The sequence below is a fragment of the Acidimicrobiales bacterium genome, from assembly GCA_035540975.1.
Lineage (GTDB): Bacteria > Actinomycetota > Acidimicrobiia > Acidimicrobiales.
Window position 1 is genome coordinate 1 of the sequence record DATLFN010000117.1, and the last position, 19,058, is coordinate 19,058.

A 19,058-nucleotide genomic window follows, 5' to 3' on the forward strand; every position below is an offset into this window, starting at 1 on the left:
CCCCGGGACGGGCCCCGGGCCCCGGTGCCCCGCGCACGGGAGCCCGTCCCGCCCCGCCAAGGGCGCAGCCCGTCGTCGTCGAACGGTCGCACCGCGTCCGTTCTGCGTTGGGGTTGCTCGGCGTGGCCGTGCTGGTGGGGACGATCGTGGCCGGCCTGATCACCGTGGCGATCTTCGCCATCAGCGTGGCGCTGAGGCGGGCGGTCGGCTGACTGCGAAAGACGTCAGGTGCGGTTGAACCGGCCGAAGCGGGCGCCGTTGGGGCCGACGCCGCCCGGCCCGCCGGCCGCGTCCCCCGGCGCACCGGCGAGGACCGCGTCCGGTTTGGGCGCCGCGTCCTCCTCGGGACGGGGCGCGACTGCGGCGGGCGGCTTGGGCGTCGAGGGGTCGACGGGCAGCACCTCGACCTTGTAGTAGGTCTTGACCTCGAGGGGCACCTCGTGCAGACGCCACACCCGCGCGTCCATCACGTGCTCCTGGTTGCGCAGGTGCTCCACGAACCGAACCGCCTCCTCGAGGCTCTCGGTGGGGTGGTACCCCGGCTTCCCCTCGGCACTGCGGAAGTTCACCAGAAACGACATGTGCCTCTCCTTTCCCCGAGTTTCTCGGCTCGGGGGCGGGAGGGCTTGAGCGGCGTCCGCCCTTAGGTCTTGAGCGCCAGGTGCACGACGTAGCGGAACCGGGCCGACCCCGGCGGGTGGCACGCGAAGAGCGTGGCGGTGGGCGTCGGCGTCTGGTCCACGATGTGCAGCGCCTTGGGGGTCACGACCTCCGAGCCGGTGACCGTGTAGACGCTCCGGTTGCCGTTGACGTTGAAGATCACCTCGTCGCCCGGCGCCAGCTGGTCGATGTTGCGGAACGGTTTGCTGTGGGTGACGCGGTGGCCGGCGAAGACGGAGTTCCCGACCTCGCCGGGGAGGGCGGTGCCGGGCCAGTGGCTCGGGCCGCGGTCGATGGAGCGCAGGCTGATGCCCTGGAAGATCCGGTGGTTGAGGCCGATCTTGGGGATCTCGATGGTCCCCAGCTCGATCATGGGCTCGTTGGCGTAGGGGTTCGACGGGACCCGGGCCGGCGTCCTCGCCGCCGGCGCGGCGGTGACGGGGACGGGGACGGTGGCCACCGTCGTGGGCGGCACCGTCGTGGTGGTGGTCTCGGGCACGAACCCGCGCAGGCCGGGGTCGTCGGGGACGGCCGCCGCCTGCTCCTCGTGGTGCAGCCAGACGGCCCCCGTCCCGGAGAAGAACAGGCCCAGGCAGAGCACCAGGGCCAGCCGCCGAGTCGATCTCATGGAGAACAGTGTGCACCACCGTCAAGGGCCGGAACGGCGCGGCGGGGGCCGGGTGGCACGTTCGGTGCGAACCGGTCAACACTGCCCTCATGGGCAGGCGGAGCCAGCCGGACGCCGCTCCGTCGCACGACGAGGCACGCCGGCGCGCGGCAGCCGCCGAGGCCGGCCACGTCGGCGACGAGAGCACCGCCCGGCGCCTCCTGGGCGACCGGTCGGGGCGGGTGCGGGCGACCGCCCTGGCCGCCCTGGCCCGCCTGGGACGGGCCGGAGCGGCCGACGTGGCAACGGGCCTCGCCGACGCCGACCCGCTCGTCCGCCGGCGGGCGTGCGCGGTGGCGGCGACGGCGGCTGACGTCGACCCGCTCGCCCTCGTCCCCCTCCTCGACGACCCCGACCCCCTGGTGGCCGAGGCCGCGGCCTGGGCGCTGGGCGAGCGGGGGGCGGAGTCCGCCGGCGCCGTCGAGGCCCTGGTCCGGGTGGCGTCGGCAGCCGAGGATGCCCTCTGCCGCGAGGCGGCGGTGGCCGCCCTCGGCGCCGTCGGCGACCCCGCCGGGCTGCCCGCCGTGCTCGGCGCCACCACCGACAAGCCGGCCGTCCGCCGCCGGGCCGTGATCGCCCTCGCCGCCTTCGAGGGCCCCGAGGTCGAGGCCGCCCTGCGCCGGGCCCTGGAGGACCGCGACTGGCAGGTCCGTCAGGCGGCCGAGGACCTGCTGGCCGGGGGGGACGGGTGACCAACGCTTCCTGGGCCGAGCGCGACGCCGCCGTCGTGTGGCACGGCTTCACCCAGATGGCGGGTTTCCTCGACGAGTGCCCCGTCGTCGTGGACCGGGCCGAGGGCCACGAGCTGGTCGACGCCGAGGGCAACCGCTACCTCGACGCCATCTCGTCGCTGTGGGTGACGACGCTCGGGCACCGGGTGCCCGCTCTCGACGACGCCGTCCGCGCCCAGCTCGACCGCGTCGCCCACTCCACGCTGCTCGGGCACGGCAACACGGTGGTGGTGGAGCTGGCCGAGGCGCTGGCGGCCGTGGTCCCCGTGGACCGCCCCCACGTCATGTTCGCGTCCGACGGCGCGGCGGCCGTCGAGCAGGCCCTCAAGATGGCGTTCCAGCTCCGCGTCAACGAGGGGCAGCCGGGACGGCGGGGGTTCCTCGCCTTCGAGGGCGGCTACCACGGCGACAGCATCGGGGCCATGTCGCTCGGCGGATCGGGCTTCGGGGCCGACGTGTTCGCGCCGCTGCGCTTCCCGGTGCTGCGGGCGCCCGGCTTCGACGACCCGTCCGCCGTCCGGGTGGCCACCACCCTGGTCGACCGCCACGCGGCCGACCTGACCGCCGTGGTCGTCGAGCCCCTGGTCCAGGGGGCGGCCGGGATGCTGACCGCCCCGCCCGAGGACTTCGCCGCCCTGGGCCGGGCGTGCCGGGACGCCGACGTGCTGTTGGTGTGCGACGAGGTGGCCACCGGGTTCGGCCGCACCGGCACGCTGTTCGCCTCCGAGCAGTGCGGGCTGCGGCCCGACCTCCTCGTGCTGGGGAAGGGCCTCACCGGCGGGTACCTGCCGATGTCGGCGACGGTGGCGTCGGGCCGGGTGTTCGACGCCTTCCTCGGCCCCGACCCCGCTCCGGTCACGTTCCTCCACGGCCACTCCTACGGCGGCAACGCGCTGGCGGCGGCAGTGGCGCTGCGCCACCTGGCGCTGTTGGAGGAGCTGGACGTGCTGGCCAACGTCGCCGCCCGGTCGGCGCAGCTGCGCTCGGCGCTCGACGCCCGCCTCGCTCCGTCACCGGCGGTGCGGTCCGTCCGGGTGCAGGGGTTGATGGCGGGCGTGGAGCTGGCGCCGCCCGGGCCGGCCGAGCGGTGGGGTCGCCGGGTGTGCGCCGCCGCCGTCCGGGCCGGCGTGCTGCTGCGGCCCCTGGGTGACGTGATCGTCGTGATGCCCCCGCTGACCGTCTCGGCCGCCGAGGTGGACCGGATCGTCGACGTGCTGGAGGCGGCGGTGGCGGAGGTCGCCGGCGGGTGACGGGCGGCGACCTCCGACCCGACGGACCGGCCTCGACCAGCTCCGGGTCGCCGGGCGAGCAGCGGGTCCCACCCCTGCTGGCGGGCGGGTGGGCGGCATGGGCGGCGGCCGAGGCGGCGGCGCTGCGGGCGGCCGGGCGGTGGCGCTCGGTGCGTGACCTCGACGGCCCCGGTCCGGCCACGACCGTCGCCGGGGGTCGACCGGTCGTCTCCTTCGCGTCCAACGACTACCTGGGGCTGTCCCGGCACCCGGCCGTCGTGGCCGCCGCCCACGACGCCCTCGACCGGTGGGGGGCGGGCGCCGGGTCGGCGCGTCTCGTCGCCGGGGCCCGCCCGCTGCACCGCCGCCTGGAGGAGTCGCTGGCGGCGTGGAAGGGCACCGAGGCGGCGGTGCTCTTCCCGACCGGCTACGCCGCCAACCTCGGGGTGCTGGGCGTGGTGGGCGGTCCGGGCGTCACCGTCGTGAGCGACGAGCTGAACCACGCGTCGATCGTCGACGGCTGCCGCCTGTCCCGTTCGCGCGTCGTCGTGACGGCCCACCTCGACGTGGCGGCCGTCCAACGGGCCCTGCGCCGGACGACGGGCCGGGCCGTCGTCGTGACCGAGTCGGTCTTCTCGATGGACGGCGACCTGGCACCGCTCGACGACCTGGCCGCCGTGTGCCGGCGCGCGGGTGCGCTCCTCGTGGTGGACGAGGCCCACGCCGTGCTCGGACCCGACGTCCCCGCCTCCGCCGGTGTGCTCCGCATCGGGACCCTGTCGAAGGCGCTCGGGTCGCTCGGCGGCTTCGCCGCCGGGCCCGCCGCTCTCTGCGAACTGCTGGTGAACCGGGCCCGCACCTTCGTGTTCACCACCGCGTCGACCCCGGCCGACACCGCCGCCGGCCTGGCCGCCGTCGAGGTCGTCCGCTCGGCCGAGGGCGACGCCCTGCGGGCGCGCCTGCGGGCCAACGTCGACCGGCTCCGGCCCGGGCACCCGAGCCCCATCGTCCCCGTCGTCGTGGGCGACGAGGAGGCGGCGCTCGGCGCGTCCCGTTCGCTGCTCGACGCCGGGCTGCTCGTCCCCGCCATCCGCCCGCCGACCGTGCCGCCGGGGACGTCGCGCCTGCGGGTGTCGCTCAGCGCGGCCCACACCGCCGACCAGGTCGACCGGCTGGCCGCCGCCCTCGCCGCCCTCGGCCCGTCGCCCCGCCGTCCCGCACGGTCCGGGGCCCGGCCCCGGCGGCTGGTGGTCGTGCTCGGGACGGGCACCGGGGTGGGGAAGACGTGGGTGGCGGCGTCGCTCGCCCGGGTGCTCCGGGAGCGGGGCCGGTCGGTGGCGGCCCGCAAGCCGGTCCAGTCGTTCGAGCCCGGCGACGCCCTCACCGATGCCGATGTCCTGGCGTGCGCCACCGGCGTGGAGCCGGCCGAGGTGTGCCCCCCGCACCGCTGGTACGAGGTGGCCATGGCGCCGCCCATGGCAGCCGAGGCGCTCGGGCGCCCGCCGTTCTCGCTGGCCGACCTGATCGACGAGCTGGCCTGGCCGGAGGCCGACTGGGGGCTGGTCGAGGGCGTGGGCGGGCCCCGGTCGCCGGTGGCGGCCGACGCCGACAACGTGGCGCTGGCGCGGGCGCTGCGGCCCGACGCCGTCGTGCTGGTGGCCCCGGCCGGGCTGGGGGCCGTCAACGCCGTCCTCCTCGCCACCGACGCGCTGGCCCAGACCCCCGTGGTGGTCCTCAACCGCTACGAAGGCGGCGACCCCGTGCACGCCGGCAACCGCCGTTGGCTCGAGTCGCGTGGCATGGAGGTGGTCACCGCCGTGGACGAGCTGGTCGGCGCCCTCGGCTGATCCCTTCCGTGACCGGTCAGGGTGCGCCGTGGTGGCGGCAGCGGGCCGTCCAGCCCGCCGGGGTCACCCGCACGGCCAGGCGCCGACCGCACCGCGGGCAGAACCGGGGCGGGTCGAGCGGCCGCCGGCACGACCCGTCGCACGCCGCCGCGTGCTGTCCGCACCCGGTGCAGTGGCCGGCGCCCGGGGTCACCACACCTTCGACAGGACCCCCACCGGCATGCCCAGGTCGGCGAGCATGGCCAGGTCGTCGGCCGGCGGGCGGCCGAGGGTGGTGAGGTAGTTGCCGACGATGAGGGCGTTGATCCCCGCCGTCATGCCCATGGCCTGGAGGTCGCGGAGGGTCACCTCGCGGCCCCCGGCGTAGCGGAGGACCACCCCGGGCAGCGCCAGCCGGAACAGGGCGATCCAGCGGATGGCCTGGAGCGGCTCGACCGGGCGGCGCCCGGCGAGCGGCGTCCCCGGGCGGGGGTTCAAGAAGTTGACCGGAACCTCGGCCGGGTCGACCTCGCGCAGCTGCCCGAGCAGCTCGACGCGCTGGTCGTCGCTCTCACCCATGCCGAGGAGGACGCCGCAGCACAGCTCCATGCCGGCGTCGCGGACCAGGCGGCAGGTCGTGAAGCGCTCGTCCCACGTGTGGGTGGTGACGACCTGGTCGAAGAACGACCGGGCCGTCTCCAGGTTGTGGTTGTAGCGGTGGGTCCCGGCGGCGGCCAGGCGGGCGGCCTGCGACTCGTCTAGGATGCCGGCGCTCACCGCCACGTCGAGCCCGGTTTCCCGGCGGACGAGCGGGACGAGGGACTCCAGGCGGCGCATCGTCCGCTCGTCGGGCCCCCGCACGGCGAGCACCAGGCAGAACTCCGAGGCGCCCAGGGCCGCCGTCTCCCGGGCGGCGGCGAGGACCTCGGCCGTGTCCAGGAAGGGGGTCGCCAGCACCGGGGAGTCGAACCGGGCCGACTGGCTGCAGAACGAGCAGTCCTCGGGGCACCCTCCCGTCTTGGCCGAGAGGATCCCCTCCACCTCGACCTCGGGCCCGCACCAGGCGAGGCGCACCTCGTGGGCCACGGCGGCCAGCGACGGCACCGACTCGGCCGGCAGCGCCGCCAGGGCCCGCACCTCCTCGAGGGACAGCTGCCGGCGCTCGTCCACCAACGCCGCCGACGCGGCAGCCAGCAGGGCCCGAGCCGTCATCGGACCGGAGGCTACCGGCGCCCGATCCCGCCCTGCCCGTCCGCTCGGCAGTTCCGGCGGCGAATCGGGGCGCATCCCGCCACTCCTTGCCGCCAGAACGCGGCCGGCGCCCGGCTCGGCGCGCCAGTCCCGCCGGCCGACGGCCCGCCGGAAGCCGCCGCAGGCGGCCCCTTCGGCTGGCGGCCGACAAGCAGCAGTGCGGGGGGTGGCCGGCTCCGCCGGCCACCCCCCGCCCGATCAAGTTCGCCGAGGAAGCTCCGCTTCCGACGGCGATGTCACCGGTCGGCGCCCATGAACATCACCTTCAGGGACTCGAAGGCCTCGAGGCAGCGCCCGGCGCCGAGCACGACGCACTCGAGGGGCGCGTCGACCATGCGCACGGGGATGGCCGTTTCCTCCTGGAGACGCCGGTCGAGGCCCCGCAGCATCCCGCCGCCCCCCACCAGGTGGATGCCCTGGGCGATGAGGTCCTGGGCCAGCTCGGGCGGGGCCTGGCCGAGGCACTGCACCACCGAGTCGACGATGGCGCTCACCTGCTCGTCGATGGCGGCCCGCACCTCGTCGGGCGACAGGATGACCGTCTTGGGCAGCCCCGTCATCAGGTCCCTTCCGCGGACCTCGGCCTTCACCGAGTCGTCGACCGGGTAGGCGCTGCCGATGGCCAGCTTGATCTCCTCGGCCGTGCGCTCGCCGATGGCCATCCCGTAGTCGCGGCGCACGTAGGTCTGGATCGACGCGTCGATGTCGAAGCTGCCGACCCGGATGGCCTGGAGGGCGACGATCCCGCCCAGCGAGATGACCGCCGTCTCGGTGGTGCCGCCGCCGACGTCCACCACCATGTTGCCGAGCGGTTCGTGGATGGGAAGGCCGGCTCCGATGGCGGCGGCCATGGGCTGGTGGATCAGGTAGGGGTCGGCGGCGCCGGCCCGGCGGGCGGCCTCCTCCACCGCCCGGCGCTCCACCTCGGTGATGGCCGAGGGCACGCAGATCAGGACGCGGGGGCGGTTGAACCGGGTGACCCCGGCCCGCTTGAGCAGCAGGCGGATCATGCGCTGGGTGATGTCGAAGTCCGTGATGGCGCCCTTGCGCAGCGGGCGGACGGCGACGATGTAGCCCGGCGTCCGGCCGATCATCTGCCAGGCGTCGTGGCCCATGGCCAGCACTTCCTGGGTCTTCTCGTTGAGGGCGATGACGGTCGGCTCGTTGAGCACGATGCCGCGGTCCCGCGCGTACACCAGCGTGTTCGCGGTGCCGAGGTCGATGGCGAGGTCCCGGGCCACCTACGTGCCGTCGTCGTGGGCGCCGCGGCCCCACGGCCGGAGCCCCACCGCCCGCCTCCTAGTCACCCTCACGCCGTTCCGGCGCCAGCGCCCGCAGCTCGCGCTGGAACGCGTCGACCCCGTGCTCGAGCCGGCGCGGCCTGCGATGGCGGTACCAGAGCGCCAGCGAACCGAGCACGCTGAGGCCGACGGCGAGGAGCAGGTACAGCAGGTTGCTCACCGGACGGCCGCCTCCTCCACGTCGGAGATCTCCGTCGAACACGTCGCCCAGTCGGTGCCGCCGTCCCAGGTCTCCCGCTTCCAGACGGGCACGGTGGCCTTGAGCGTGTCGATGCACCAGCGCGCCGCCTCGAACGCCTCGGGCCGGTGCGGCGCCGAGGCCGCCACCACGACGGAGACGTCGGTCACCTCCAGCGGGCCGACCCGGTGCAGCAGCGCCACCCGGCCCAGGGCCGGCCACCGCCGGCGGGCCTCGGCGGCGATGCCCGCCAGCCGCGGGCCCACCTGCTCCTCGTACGCCTCGTACTCCAGGCGGGTGACGCCGCTGCGCGCCTCGGCGTGGTCGCGCACCGTCCCCGCGAAGGTCACGACGGCGCCGCACTCCGGGACCACGGCCCAGGTCGTGGCCTCGGCCAGGGGCAGAGGATCGGACGTCAGGCCTGTCCAGTCGGCGTCGCCAGGGCGGGGAAGTGCCGCGACTTGCACGACCGTATGGTAGTGAACCAGGGCCTTCCCGCCCCGCGGCCCTTCGCGGAGGGCCCCTCGTTATCCTCGACCGCATGGAGCCGGACGACCCGCTCGGCGACGACGAGCGTGGGGCTCCCCTGCTGCCGCCCGACGACCGACTGTGGCGGCACCCCTCCGAGGTGTCGGCGTTCGGGCTGCCCTTCGAGCCGGACGGCGGCCGCCGCCGGCGCACCCACCTGTGGGCCGTGGCCGGCGTCGCCGCCGCCTGCGGCGCCGTCCTCGGCGTCGGCATCTTGGCGCTGGCCGGCGCTTTCGAGGAGCGGACCCGGACCGTCCCCGTCGTGGAGCGGGTGGCGCTGCCGGCGGGCGTGCTGTCGACCTCGGACGGCGGGACGGCGCCCGGGGCGGCGGGCATCGCCGAGGGCCTGCGGCCCGCCGTCGTCGCACTCACCGTCGAGCGGGCCGGAGGGCCGCGGCAGGGCTCGGGGGTGCTGTTCCGCAGCGACGGCCACGTCCTCACCAACGCCCACGTGGTGGACGGGGCCGAGCGCATCACCGTCACCCTGGCGGGCGGGGCCCGTGGGGGTGGCCGGCTCCTCGGCACCGACCCGGCCACCGACCTGGCCGTGGTGAAGGTGGAGGAGTGGACGAGCGTCACCACCGCGCCGCTCGGCTCGGCGGCGACCCTCGCCGTCGGCCAGGACGTCATGGCGGTCGGCGCCTCCGGTGGCGGCGTGGTCGGGATGGTCAGCGCGGTGGGCCGCCAGGTCGACCGCGACGGTGCCAGCGCCCTGGTGGACCTCATCCAGACGGACACGCCGGTGATCGACGGGTGGTCGGGTGGTGCCCTCGTCGACGAGCGCGGCGCCGTCGTCGGCATCCTCACCGCCGTGACGACTCCCGATGCCGGCGTGGCCGGGCTCGGGTTCGCCACCCCCATCGACATCGCCCGCGCCGTGGCCGACCAGCTGGCCGCCGGAGCCGCCGTCGCCCGGGCGTGGATCGGCATCGAGGGCGGCGACCTCGACGCGTCGGCGGCCGCCGCCCTCGGCATGGGAGGCGGCGCCCTCGTCACCCACGTCCGCGACGACGGCCCGGCGGCGGAAGCGGGGCTGGCGGCCGGCGACGTGATCGCCTCCATCGACGGCATGCCGGTGGCGTCGATGGGCGCCCTGCGCATCCTCGTGCGCTCCCACCGGCCCGGTCACGTCGTGCGCCTGGCCGTGGTGCGCCAGTCCGTCCGCCGGGTCGTGAGCGTGACGCTCGGCGAGCGCCCGCCCGCCGGTCCCTGAGCCACGGGGGCCCTACCGGCGGCGGCGACCCTACGATGGCCGGGTGAGCACTCCCGGCCCGTTCGGAGGTTCCGGCAACCCCTTCGAGGGGCTCTTCGGCGAGCTGGCCAAGCTGCTGTCGAACCAGGGCACCGTCAACTTCGAGGTCGCCCGCCAACTCGCCCTCTGGATGGCGACCGAGGGCCAACCCGAGCCCAACGCCGACCCCGTCGAGCGCATCCGCCTGGAGGAGCTGGTCCGGGTCGCCGACCTGCACGTGTCGGACGCCACCGGGCTGCCCACGTCGGTCACCGGGCGCCCGCTGAGCGTCGCCGCCGTGGGCCGGGCCGAGTGGGCGCGCCGCACGCTGGAGTCCTACCGGCCGCTGTTCGAGGGGCTCGCCACCTCGGTCGGCCCGTCGTCGCCGGACGACGAGGACACGGCGCCCGACCCGGGCGCCGAGCTGCTGGGGGGCATCACCGAGGTGGTCGGTCCCCTGCTGCTGGGGATGCAGGCCGGCACGATGGTCGGGCACCTGGCCCGGCGGGCGCTGAGCCAGTACGAGCTGCCGGTGCCGCGGCCGCCGTCGGACGAGCTGGTCCTCGTGCCCGCCAACCTCAGGGACTTCGCCACCGACTGGAGCCTGCCGCTCGACGACGTGCGGCTGTGGCTGTGCCTCAGCGAGGTGACCCACCACGCCGTCCTGGGCCGGCCCCACGTGCGGGCCCGCCTGGACGGCCTGCTGCGCTCGTACGTGGCCGGGTTCCGGCCCGACCCCACGACCCTCCAGGACCGCTTCACCGCCATCGACCCCACCGACCCCCTGTCCTTCCAGGCGGCGCTGGGCGACCCCGGCGAGCTCCTGGGGGCCATGGAGACCCCCGAGCAGCGGGTCGTCCTGACCCGCATCGAGGCGCTGGTCGCCGCCATCGAGGGCTACACCGACCACGTGCTGGACGGTGCCGGCCAGCGGCTGGTGGGCGGCTACGGCGCCCTGGTGGAGGCGCTGCGCCGGCGGCGGGCCGAGCGGGGCGAGGGCGAGCGGTTCGCCGCCCGCCTGTTCGGCCTCGACGCCGCCCCCGCCCTGTACGAACGGGGGCGCGCCTTCGTGACGGGCGTGGTCGAGCGGGCGGGTGAGGAGGGGCTGGCACGGCTGTGGAGGTCGGAGCGGGAGCTGCCGACGCCCGCCGAGGTGGACGCCCCCGGCCTGTGGCTGGAGCGCATCGACCTCCCCGGCTGATCCGGCGCCCTGTGGGGGGCGACGTCTTCGCCGTTCGCGGCGTCAAGGTCCGTGGCCGCCCTCGCCGCCGCAGGCGGCCTCTCCGGCTTCGGACACCGCAGAAGAGGACAGAGCGGAGGCGGGCGAGCTGCGGCTCGCCCGCCGGAGCACTCCAACTCGACCGAACGGAGTGAGCGAAGCGAACGAGTGAGGTCGAAGAGCTACACGACGACGATCTCGGACCCGAGCACCCGCCCGGCGTCGAGACGGAGCAGGCCGAAGGTGTGGTGGGGCTGGGCCCGGCGCTCGGTGGGCGACCCGGGGTTGAACAGGAGCTGGCCGTCGAGCCCGGGCTGGTTCCACGGGATGTGGCTGTGGCCGAACACGACCACGTCGGCGTCGGGGAAGCGGCGGCGCAGCCGGGCCTCCCGGCCCGCCCGGGGCCCGCTGTCGTGGACCATCGCCACCCGCACGCCGTCGACCACGTCGAGGCGCGTCTCCGGCAGGATCGACAGGGCCGGGTCGGAGTCGTTGTTGCCGAGCACGGCGTGGACCGGCGCGAAACCCGACAGCTCGTGCACCAGGTCGGCGGTCACGATGTCGCCGGCGTGGAGGACGACGTCGGCCTCGCCCAGCGCCCGGTACACGGCGTCGGGCAGCCGGCGCCTCCCGCCGGGCCGGAGGTGGGTGTCGGACAGGACGAGGGCGCGCGTGGCCATCCGTCAGGCCACCCGGCGCGGCGCGGCGCCGGCCGTGCGCCGGCGGTGGTGGGTCGCCAGGCCGGCGAGGTAGAGGGCGGCGCCGACGGCGGCGGCGACGGCCAGGAGGACGTAGCCGGCGCGGCTCGGCACGGTGATGGCGACGGGGATGAGCGCGCCGAAGACCCAGGACAGCTGGAAGGCCGCCTCGAAGCGGGCGAACGAGCGGCCCTGGGCGGCGGCCGGCGCGTCGCGCTGCACGAGCGAGTCGAAGGCGAGCTTGCCCGACCCGGCGGCCAGCCCCACCACACCGGCCGCCATGACGGGCGCCGGGCGACCGCCGGTGCGGGCCGCCACCAGCATCACGACCAGCACCAGGCCGAGCGACCCGGCCAGCAGGTGCTCCTCCACCACCCGCCGTCGCAGTGCCGGTGCGATCAACGAGCCGAGCAGCCCTCCCGCCACGCTGGCGGCGATGACGAGGCCGAACAGCCACGCCGGCTGCCCCCCGCGGCGGAGGGCGAAGGCGAGCAGGAAGGTGAGGAACCCCACCGAGGCCCGCAGGATCCCCATGGCCGTCGCCGCCAGTCGCACGCCGGCGTGGCGGAGCTCCTCGGAGGCGACGGACCGCGCCGCCGGGTCGTCGGGGTGGACCTGGACGATGCGGAGGGCGGCGATCCCGCCGGCCGCGAAGACCACGGCGGCGAGCCGCATCACCCACTCGGCGCCGAAGACCTGCATGACGAGCACGCCCGGGGCGGCGGCCAGCGAGCCGATCACGGCGCCGGCCAGTGTGAGGCGGGCGTTGGCGCCCACCAGGCCGTCCGGCGAGTCGACGACGGTGGGGACGAGGGAGCTCTTGGCCACGGCGTGGGTCTTGGAGAGGACCAGGAGCGCGAACGCCGTCGGGAACAGCAGGAGGCCGTCCAGGACCGCCGCCGCGTAGAGGGCGGCCAGCGCCCGCCCGAGCGCGGCGGTCACCACCATGAGGCGGCGGCCACCGGCCAGGCGGTCGATGGCCGGCCCGAGGAACGGGGCCACGACGCCGAAGGGCAGGATCGTCAGCACCAGCGAGAGGGCCACCCGCCCGCGGGCGGCGTCGGGGGAGATGTCGAAGAAGAGCGACCCGGCCAGGGCGACGGTGACCAGGGCGTCGCCGGCGACCGACAGGACGTGCGCCACGGCCAGCCGCCGGAACGGGGGCGTGGTGATCTCGGCCGGGTGGACGGGGTGGCGGAGCGGCCGCCACCCGGTATCGGCCTCCATCACCCCGCCTCGAGGCGGGCGGCCGGGGCGCCGCTCCCGCCGTCGGCGGCGGCCGGGAGGCGGAGGGTGAAGGTCGACCCCCGGCCCACCTCGGACGAGGCGAGCACCTCGCCGCCGGCGGCCGCCGCCACCCGGGAGGCGATGGCGAGGCCGAGCCCCGTGCCGGCGGCCGACCGCTCGCGGGCGTCCCCCGTGCGGTAGAACGCCTCGAAGACCCGGCCCAGCTCGGCGGCGGGGATGCCGGGGCCGTCGTCGGCCACCGCCACGTCCACCCATTCGGCACCCCCCGTCACCTTCACCCGGACGGTCCCTTCGTCGCCCGCCGCCACCACCGCGTTCTCCACCAGGTGGCCCAGGGCGGACACGAGCTGGCGCCGGTCGCCCGCCACGGCGAGGCCGGACGGGGCGGGCGCGGCGTCCACCGACACGGCCCGCCCCGGGGCGGCGGCAAGGGCGCGCTCCACCGCCTGTGCCACCACCAGGTGCACGGACACCGGCTCGCGGGCGGGCAGGGCGCCCGACTCCAGACGGCTCAGCTCGGCGAGGTCGTCGACCATGCGCCCCACCCGCAGCGCGTCGGCCTCGAGCCGGGCGGCCAGGCGACGGGTGAGCGCCGGGTCGTCCTCGGCCACGATGGTGCCGGCCAGCAGCCCGAGCGCGCCCAGGGGCGCCTTCAGCTCGGCCGTGAGGTTCGCCAGGAAGTCCCGCCGGACGACGTCGAACCGCCGGCGTTCCGTCACGTCGTCGACGACCGCCACGCCGCCGACGACCCGCCGCCCGTCGTCGACGGGCCGGCCGGTGACCCGCAGCGACCGGGGCGGCGGGCCGGCCAGGTCCACCGTGCGCTCGGCCGCCCGGCCGTCGACGGCCTTGGCCAGGACGGCGCGCACGGCGTCGGCCACGGCGCCTCCGGCGGCCACCTCGCCGGCGCCGTCGTGGATCACGTCGCCCGTCTCGTCGCAGACCACCACGCCGACCCCGACGGCACTCAGCGCCCCGGCCAGGCGCTCGGCCCGCGCATCGGCGTCGCTCAGCCGCAGGACGGCGCCCTGGGCCAGCCGCTCGACGCGGCCGACCACGTCACGATCCTCCGACGGTGGCGCGCCGGGCGCCTCCAGGCGCGAGGCGACGGCGGTCAGCCGGCGGGATGCGGCGCGCCACTGGCGGACCGAGCGGACGAGCAGCGCGGCCAGCAGGACCACGAGGGCGCCGCCACCGGCGGCGACGGCGAGCGCCGTGCCCGTGGAGAGCTCCAACATGGCTTCCCACTGTACGGGCAGGGGCCCGCCCGGCGGCCGGACCCCGGGGGCGCCGGCGCCGGCTATTCCTCCTCAGGGACGCCCAGGTCCCACTCGAGGATGAGGTTCTCCCGCTCGGCGTCGCGGGCCACCCGCTCCCGGTTGCGGCGGAACTGGGGGTCGTGCGGCGGCAGGAGGACGAGGCGCGCCATGGCCCGCTGGCGGAACTCCTCGATGAGCACCCGTTCGCCGTAGGCCGACTCCAGGTCCCAGTGGGGCGCCACGGGGCCGAGGTACACGATGCGGACGTGGCCGCGGGGCGGCTGCTGCGGCGCCGACTGGTCGGGCCCGCTGGCGACGGTTGACATGGGACGCTCCTCGCTGGGCGGAGGCCGGGCAGCCTACCGGCTTCGACCTCATTCGCTCGCTGGGGGCAAGGTCCGTGGCCGCACTCGCCCGCCATAGGCGGCCTCTACGGCTGCGGACACCGAGAAAGGACAGAGCGGAGGCGGGCGGGCTCCGCTCGCCCGCCGGAGCACGATCCGACTCGACCGAATGGAGTGAGCGAAGCGAACGAATGAGGTCGAACCTACGGGCGGGAGCCGAGGACGACGGTGGCCCGCAACTCCTGCTCGCCGCGCATCCAGACGACCTCGACCCGGTCGCCCGGCTTGTGGGCCCGCACCGCCGTCTGCACGTTGGCGTTGGTGTCGATGCTCTGGTCGCCGATCCGGGTGATCACGTCGTTGGCCTCGAGACCGGCCTGGGCCGCCGGCGAGCCGGCCACGACCTCCACCACGATCGCTCCGGCCTGCGGCCCGAAGTCCAGCCGCTCGCGGATCTCGGGCGTGAGGGTGACGGTGCTCACGCCGAGGAACCCCTGGGCGGGCGCCGCCTCGCCCGACTGGAGGCGCTCGATCAGCGGCTTGACGGTGTCGATGGCGATGGCGAAGCCGATGTTCTGGGCCCGCTGGCCGAGCACGGCGGTGTTGATGCCAATGACCTCGCCGTCGCTGTTGACGAGCGGCCCGCCCGAGTTGCCGGGGTTGATGGCGGCGTCGGTCTGGATGAGGTTCGACAGCCGGCCGAGGGAGCGCTCCAGGGCAGACACGATGCCGACGGTGACGGTGGGACCGCCGGGAAGGGCCAGGGCGTTGCCGATGGCGACCACGTCGTCGCCCACCTTCACCTTGCCCGACTCGCCCAGCTGCACGGGCCGGCCCTCGAGCCCCGAGGTGTCACGCAGCCGGAGGACGGCGACGTCGGCGTCGGCGTCGGCGCCCACCACCGTGGCGTCGCGCGGCTCGCGCTCGCCGAACAGGGTGACCTGGATGGCGGTGGCGCCCTCGATGACGTGGGCGTTGGTGAGTATGTCGCCCTCGGTCGACAGGATCATGCCCGTGCCCGCGCCCTGGACGGGATCGGGGTTGAGGTCGAAGCCCCCGCCGCCCTGGAAGGTGGCGCTGCGGACCGCCACGACCCCGGGCTGGACCCGGGCCAGCACCTCCTGGATGTCCCGGGGCGGGGCCAGGTTGCTGGTGTTGTTGCCGAACGACGGGATGGTGGTGGTGCCGCCCGCCGACTCCACCCGGCCGCCCTCGTCGTCCGCCAGCATGGCGGCGCCCGCTCCGACCAGGGCGCCGATGACCGCCGCGACCAGGGCGATCACGATCCACGGGCCGGCCGGCGAGCCCGGGGACCGGGCCGGAGGCGGGGCAGCCGCCCACGGCGGCACCGCCTGCCCGCCCGGCGCGGTGGGGGGCTCGTCGACCTTGGTGTCGAGCGGCGCGGTGTCGTCGGGCCGGTCGTCCTCCGGGGGTCCCCAGGACCAGCTTCCCCGTCCGCTGTCGTCGCTCACGCGCATAGCTCCTTGGTCGTCTCTCCGCCCGACGTCCCTGCTCCCGCCGCCCGACGGGGACGGGTGGGAAGGGCCGCGGCCGCAGGCCGCCCATTCTTCCATCCGGGAACGCAGCCCCCTCCGAACATGTTCCCGGGAACTGATCGACACACGCGTGCCGTTGACTCGGGAACGGAGGTGCCATGGAAACGGAATGGATGGCTCAGGGCAAGTGCAGGGACGTCCCGCCGGCCACGTTCTTCCCGAGCGACGGGGTCGGCGTCGAGATCGCGCGCCGCATCTGCGCCGAGTGCCCGATGCAGTCCCCCTGCCTGGAGTACGCGCTCCGCAACCGCATCGACCACGGCGTGTGGGGCGGAGCGTCGGAGCGGGAGCGGCGCCGCATCGCCCGCCGCCGGCGCCTGGAGCGCCAGACGGGGCCGGCGACCGTCAGCGACCTCCGCTGATCAGCTCGGCGACCGTTCGCGACGTCGCCCGGACCCGGTCGAGGACCGACGGGCGGCCCGGCGGGGGCACGGAGGCGGCCGCCGCCAGCAGGTCGGCGGTGGTCCCGTCGCCGACGAGGGTGTGGACCATGCGGCCCGACTCCCACGTGATCACCTCGCCGCCCGGCCACGTGTAGTGGACGGCGGCCGTGCGCCCGACCCAGACCGGCTCGCCGCCGCCCGGAAGGGCCCCGGGGGCCAGTGGCCCGGGCTCGGTGAAGAGCGAGAGCCCGTGGAGCCCGTCGCTGTAGAGCAGCTGGACCCCCCGGGAGTGGCGGTAGGCGCCGACCCGCCGGTAGCCGCCGTCCAGCGACGCCGGTGCCGGGTAGCGCGACGAGAGCCGTGACACGCTCAGGAAGCGAGGCTGGTCGCTCCTGGTGGCGGCGCCCGCCGCCGGCTGCGCCACCGGGGCCGTCTCCAGCTCCAGCACCCGGACGATGCGGACGGGCTTCCCCTCGGAGCCGTAGACCTCGCGCAGGAGCACGAGCCCGGTCGCCTCGTCGATGGCCAGCCGCTCCCGGAGCTCGCCGTCGCGGCGGAGCAACAACAGCTCGGTGGGCCGGCCGGCGACCGTCGGGCCGTCCTGGCGCACCAGCTCGTAGGTCCGCTCGAGCGCCGGCGCCAGCAGGCCGCCGACCTCCCCGTCGTCCTCGATCACCCTCGGCCCGCCGCCGTCGCCGTCCTCCGCCGCCGGCCCCTGGACCCGGATGCGACCGCCCACCGCCCGTATGCCCAGCTCGGCCGTGTGCAGCCCCTCGCGGTCGACCCACGACACCTCGACCCGAGCCGAGAACGGCACCCGCCGGGCCGCCTCCCGGGCCTCCTCCACCGGGCCCTCGGCCGACGCCACACCGCCCGGGCCGGGAAGCAGCACGACCACGAGCCCCGCCACGACGACGCCGACGCCCACCGCCCTGCGGGCACCCCAGCGAGAGTCGGCGGCCGCCGGACGCCGCCGGAGGCGGCCCGGCCGGCTGCCGACAGAGGACCATCGGCGCAGGCCGGCCGGCATCGCCGGACGGCCGGAGCTCCGTCGGCCCGCCGAGCAAGCTCCGCTTGCGAGGCGGGAGGCCCGCCGCCTCCGGCGGCGGGCCGCAGCACGATCAACTCGCCGAGCAACCCCCGGTTGCGAGGCGGAACGCCGGGCAACCTCCGGTTGCGAGGCGGGACCGCTCACCGTTCGAGCGACACCGGGATGGCCGCCGGGGCGATCTGGCTCATCGGGTCGGCGTTGACCGGCGAGGTGGCGTGCACCTGCACCAGGCTCGCCACCTGGGGCGCCCGCCCCACGTCCGGCTCGACGCCGGACAGGGCCAGCAGGGCGGCGGCGGCGGCGGCCACGGCGGCCACCCCGGCCAGCCGGCTGGTGCGGCCCACCTGCGGTACGGCGGCCACCAGGGGCCGGCGGGGCTCGACCGGGCCCAGCCCCCGCACGAGGGCGCGCACCTGCTCGACGGCGAGCAGCTCGGCGGCGCAGGTCGCGCACGCCGCCACGTGGGCCCGGGCGGCGTCGGCGTCGTCGGCCGGCAGCTGGCCGTCGGCCAGCGCGCTCAGGGCGTCGCCCAGGTGGGCCGTGGCGTCGAGGTCGTCGGTCATCGGGTCAAGGCCTCCCGCAGCAGGGCCCGGCCGCGGTGGATGCGGCTGCGCACGGTCCCGAGGGGCACGCCCAGGGCGTCGGAGATCTCCTGGTAGGACCGCCCGGCCACGTCGCAGAGGACGACGGCCACCCGGAACTCGTCGGGCAGGGACGCCAGGGCGCCCTGGACGTCCTCGGGCAGGGCCTGCTCGGCGAGGACGACGTCGGCGGCCGGCGCCGGCGGCACGACCCGGTCGGGATCGGAGGGCAGGACGCCCTGGGGCCGGCGGCGGCGGCGGCGGACCTCATCGAGGAACACGTTCGTCGTGATACGGCTCAACCATCCTTCCATCGACCCCGGTTTGTACGTCTCGAGCCCTCGCCGGACCCGGAGTAGGACGTCTTGAGCCAGGTCCTGCGCGTCCTCGTGGTTCCCGGAGAGCCGGAAGGCGACCGTGTACAGGAAGCGCCCGTACTCGCGCGCCACCTGCTCCCAGTCGGGGACCGGCTGCTCCTCCGCGTCCGTCATTCCGAACGACGGGCACGCCGGACAAGTTCCCGGCCGGTGTCAGGCGCCGGGCTTGCCGCCAGGCTTGCCGGGCTCGCCGACCTCCTCGTCCTTCGACCCCTCGGCGATCCCCTGCTTGAACTCCTTGGACGCCTGGCCGAGCGACCGGGCGAGCTTGGGGAGGCGGGTGGAGCCGAAGAGGAGCAGGACGACCACCAGGATGATGATGAGCTCGGTGGCTCCCAGGCTTCCCATGGCACTCCTAACGTGGTCCCGAGGCGGACGCCACCAGAGCGAGGTCGTCCAGGCCCGTCACCGTGAACGGTAGCGCGCCCAGGCTGACGACGACGGTCGACACGCCCGCCCCTTCCCACGCCGCCAGCTGCTCGGCGACCTGGTCGACGGTGCCCACCAGCCGGCCCCGGCGGTAGTCGTCGAGCGACATCCCCCGGAGGGCGCCGGAGGGCGACGTCTCGCCCAGCGCCTCCCAACGGCGGCGGACGTCGGCCTCGTCCTCGCCCACCAGGCACAGGCGGTTGACCGAGCGGGCCACCGAGGACGGGTCCCGGCCGGCCGCCTCGCAGGCGGCCGGCCGGGACCCGTCCTCGGTGGCCCGCTCGGTCAACCGCCTGTGCCTGGTGGGCGAG

At 76.1% G+C, this 19,058-nt stretch carries 22 protein-coding genes; 6 read left to right on the forward strand and 16 right to left on the reverse strand.

Translation table 11 applies throughout. From position 1 onward, the window contains the following. Nucleotides 1-224: 224 nt before the first annotated feature. Together VM242_11960 and VM242_11965 are read right to left on the reverse strand one after the other, a co-directional pair. Complete coding sequence (locus tag VM242_11960) at nucleotides 225-581, reverse strand: hypothetical protein (GenBank protein ID HVM05877.1); 357 nt, start codon at nucleotides 579-581, stop codon at nucleotides 225-227. A 62-nt stretch (nucleotides 582-643) separates the two neighbouring features. Then, on the reverse strand, nucleotides 644-1,288 hold the full coding sequence (locus VM242_11965; protein ID HVM05878.1) for a class E sortase: 645 nt from the start codon (nucleotides 1,286-1,288) through the stop codon (nucleotides 644-646). A gap of 89 nt (nucleotides 1,289-1,377) precedes the next feature. Here VM242_11965 and VM242_11970 point away from each other — a divergent pair, with 89 nt between their 5' ends. Genes VM242_11970 through VM242_11980 form a run of 3 tightly spaced genes read left to right on the forward strand, consistent with a single transcriptional unit; the run spans nucleotide 1,378 to nucleotide 5,134 of the window. Next, nucleotides 1,378-2,019: a HEAT repeat domain-containing protein gene (locus VM242_11970; protein HVM05879.1), complete on the forward strand. Its 642-nt coding sequence runs from the start codon at nucleotides 1,378-1,380 to the stop codon at nucleotides 2,017-2,019. Then, nucleotides 2,016-3,308, forward strand: a complete 1,293-nt coding sequence (bioA, locus tag VM242_11975; GenBank protein HVM05880.1) for an adenosylmethionine--8-amino-7-oxononanoate transaminase — start codon at nucleotides 2,016-2,018, stop codon at nucleotides 3,306-3,308. The genes VM242_11970 and bioA overlap by 4 nt, the downstream gene beginning before the upstream one ends. Further along, nucleotides 3,305-5,134: an aminotransferase class I/II-fold pyridoxal phosphate-dependent enzyme gene (locus VM242_11980; protein ID HVM05881.1), complete on the forward strand. Its 1,830-nt coding sequence runs from the start codon at nucleotides 3,305-3,307 to the stop codon at nucleotides 5,132-5,134. Before bioA ends, VM242_11980 begins: the two co-directional genes overlap by 4 nt. Before the next feature lie 189 nt (nucleotides 5,135-5,323). Here VM242_11980 and bioB read toward each other — a convergent pair whose 3' ends face one another. The 4 genes from bioB to VM242_12000 form a co-directional block, all read right to left on the reverse strand. Further along, complete coding sequence (gene bioB, locus VM242_11985) at nucleotides 5,324-6,325, reverse strand: biotin synthase BioB (protein HVM05882.1); 1,002 nt, start codon at nucleotides 6,323-6,325, stop codon at nucleotides 5,324-5,326. A gap of 275 nt (nucleotides 6,326-6,600) precedes the next feature. Beyond that, entirely contained in the window at nucleotides 6,601-7,605 is a 1,005-nt protein-coding gene (locus tag VM242_11990) for a rod shape-determining protein (GenBank protein ID HVM05883.1), read from the reverse strand. 58 nt (nucleotides 7,606-7,663) lie between these two features. Beyond that, the gene (locus VM242_11995) at nucleotides 7,664-7,825 is read right to left on the reverse strand and encodes a hypothetical protein (protein ID HVM05884.1); all 162 of its coding nucleotides are present in this window, start codon (nucleotides 7,823-7,825) and stop codon (nucleotides 7,664-7,666) included. Further along, on the reverse strand, nucleotides 7,822-8,310 hold the full coding sequence (locus VM242_12000; protein HVM05885.1) for a molybdenum cofactor biosynthesis protein MoaE: 489 nt from the start codon (nucleotides 8,308-8,310) through the stop codon (nucleotides 7,822-7,824). Before VM242_12000 ends, VM242_11995 begins: the two co-directional genes overlap by 4 nt. Nucleotides 8,311-8,384: 74 nt before the next feature. On the opposite strand from VM242_12000, the gene VM242_12005 reads away from it, so the two are divergent. Beyond that, a complete protein-coding gene (locus VM242_12005; protein ID HVM05886.1) occupies nucleotides 8,385-9,584 on the forward strand; it encodes a S1C family serine protease in 1,200 nt (399 codons plus the stop codon). Nucleotides 9,585-9,627: 43 nt separating this feature from the next. After that, entirely contained in the window at nucleotides 9,628-10,803 is a 1,176-nt protein-coding gene (locus tag VM242_12010) for a zinc-dependent metalloprotease (GenBank protein HVM05887.1), read from the forward strand. A 200-nt stretch (nucleotides 10,804-11,003) separates the two neighbouring features. On the opposite strand, the gene VM242_12015 is transcribed toward VM242_12010, so the two are convergent. The 5 genes from VM242_12015 to VM242_12035 form a co-directional block, all read right to left on the reverse strand. Further along, nucleotides 11,004-11,501 (reverse strand): metallophosphoesterase family protein, encoded by a 498-nt coding sequence (locus VM242_12015; protein HVM05888.1) that lies wholly within the window; start codon nucleotides 11,499-11,501, stop codon nucleotides 11,004-11,006. Nucleotides 11,502-11,504: 3 nt separating this feature from the next. Continuing rightward, nucleotides 11,505-12,746, reverse strand: a complete 1,242-nt coding sequence (locus VM242_12020; protein HVM05889.1) for an MFS transporter — start codon at nucleotides 12,744-12,746, stop codon at nucleotides 11,505-11,507. After that, nucleotides 12,746-14,005, reverse strand: a complete 1,260-nt coding sequence (locus tag VM242_12025) for a HAMP domain-containing sensor histidine kinase (GenBank protein HVM05890.1) — start codon at nucleotides 14,003-14,005, stop codon at nucleotides 12,746-12,748. Before VM242_12025 ends, VM242_12020 begins: the two co-directional genes overlap by 1 nt. A 62-nt stretch (nucleotides 14,006-14,067) precedes the next feature. Beyond that, nucleotides 14,068-14,352, reverse strand: coding sequence for a hypothetical protein (locus VM242_12030; protein ID HVM05891.1), 285 nt, complete (start codon nucleotides 14,350-14,352; stop codon nucleotides 14,068-14,070). A gap of 221 nt (nucleotides 14,353-14,573) precedes the next feature. Next, on the reverse strand, nucleotides 14,574-15,842 hold the full coding sequence (locus VM242_12035) for a trypsin-like peptidase domain-containing protein (GenBank protein ID HVM05892.1): 1,269 nt from the start codon (nucleotides 15,840-15,842) through the stop codon (nucleotides 14,574-14,576). A 197-nt stretch (nucleotides 15,843-16,039) separates the two neighbouring features. On the opposite strand from VM242_12035, the gene VM242_12040 reads away from it, so the two are divergent. Continuing rightward, nucleotides 16,040-16,288 carry a WhiB family transcriptional regulator gene (locus VM242_12040; GenBank protein ID HVM05893.1) on the forward strand — a complete coding sequence of 83 codons (249 nt, stop codon included), beginning with the start codon at nucleotides 16,040-16,042 and terminating at the stop codon, nucleotides 16,286-16,288. On the opposite strand, the gene VM242_12045 is transcribed toward VM242_12040, so the two are convergent. The 5 genes from VM242_12045 to VM242_12065 all read right to left on the reverse strand — a co-directional run. Beyond that, a complete protein-coding gene (locus VM242_12045) occupies nucleotides 16,272-17,237 on the reverse strand; it encodes a hypothetical protein (protein ID HVM05894.1) in 966 nt (321 codons plus the stop codon). The two genes, VM242_12040 and VM242_12045, sit on opposite strands and share 17 nt — an antisense overlap. A gap of 263 nt (nucleotides 17,238-17,500) precedes the next feature. Continuing rightward, on the reverse strand, nucleotides 17,501-17,923 hold the full coding sequence (locus VM242_12050; protein HVM05895.1) for a zf-HC2 domain-containing protein: 423 nt from the start codon (nucleotides 17,921-17,923) through the stop codon (nucleotides 17,501-17,503). Beyond that, nucleotides 17,920-18,432: a sigma-70 family RNA polymerase sigma factor gene (locus VM242_12055; GenBank protein HVM05896.1), complete on the reverse strand. Its 513-nt coding sequence runs from the start codon at nucleotides 18,430-18,432 to the stop codon at nucleotides 17,920-17,922. The genes VM242_12050 and VM242_12055 overlap by 4 nt, the downstream gene beginning before the upstream one ends. Before the next feature lie 39 nt (nucleotides 18,433-18,471). Then, complete coding sequence (tatA, locus tag VM242_12060) at nucleotides 18,472-18,666, reverse strand: twin-arginine translocase TatA/TatE family subunit (protein HVM05897.1); 195 nt, start codon at nucleotides 18,664-18,666, stop codon at nucleotides 18,472-18,474. Between the two features lie 7 nt (nucleotides 18,667-18,673). Continuing rightward, nucleotides 18,674-19,058: hypothetical protein (locus tag VM242_12065; protein HVM05898.1), on the reverse strand; the 385-nt coding region annotated here is incomplete at its 5' end.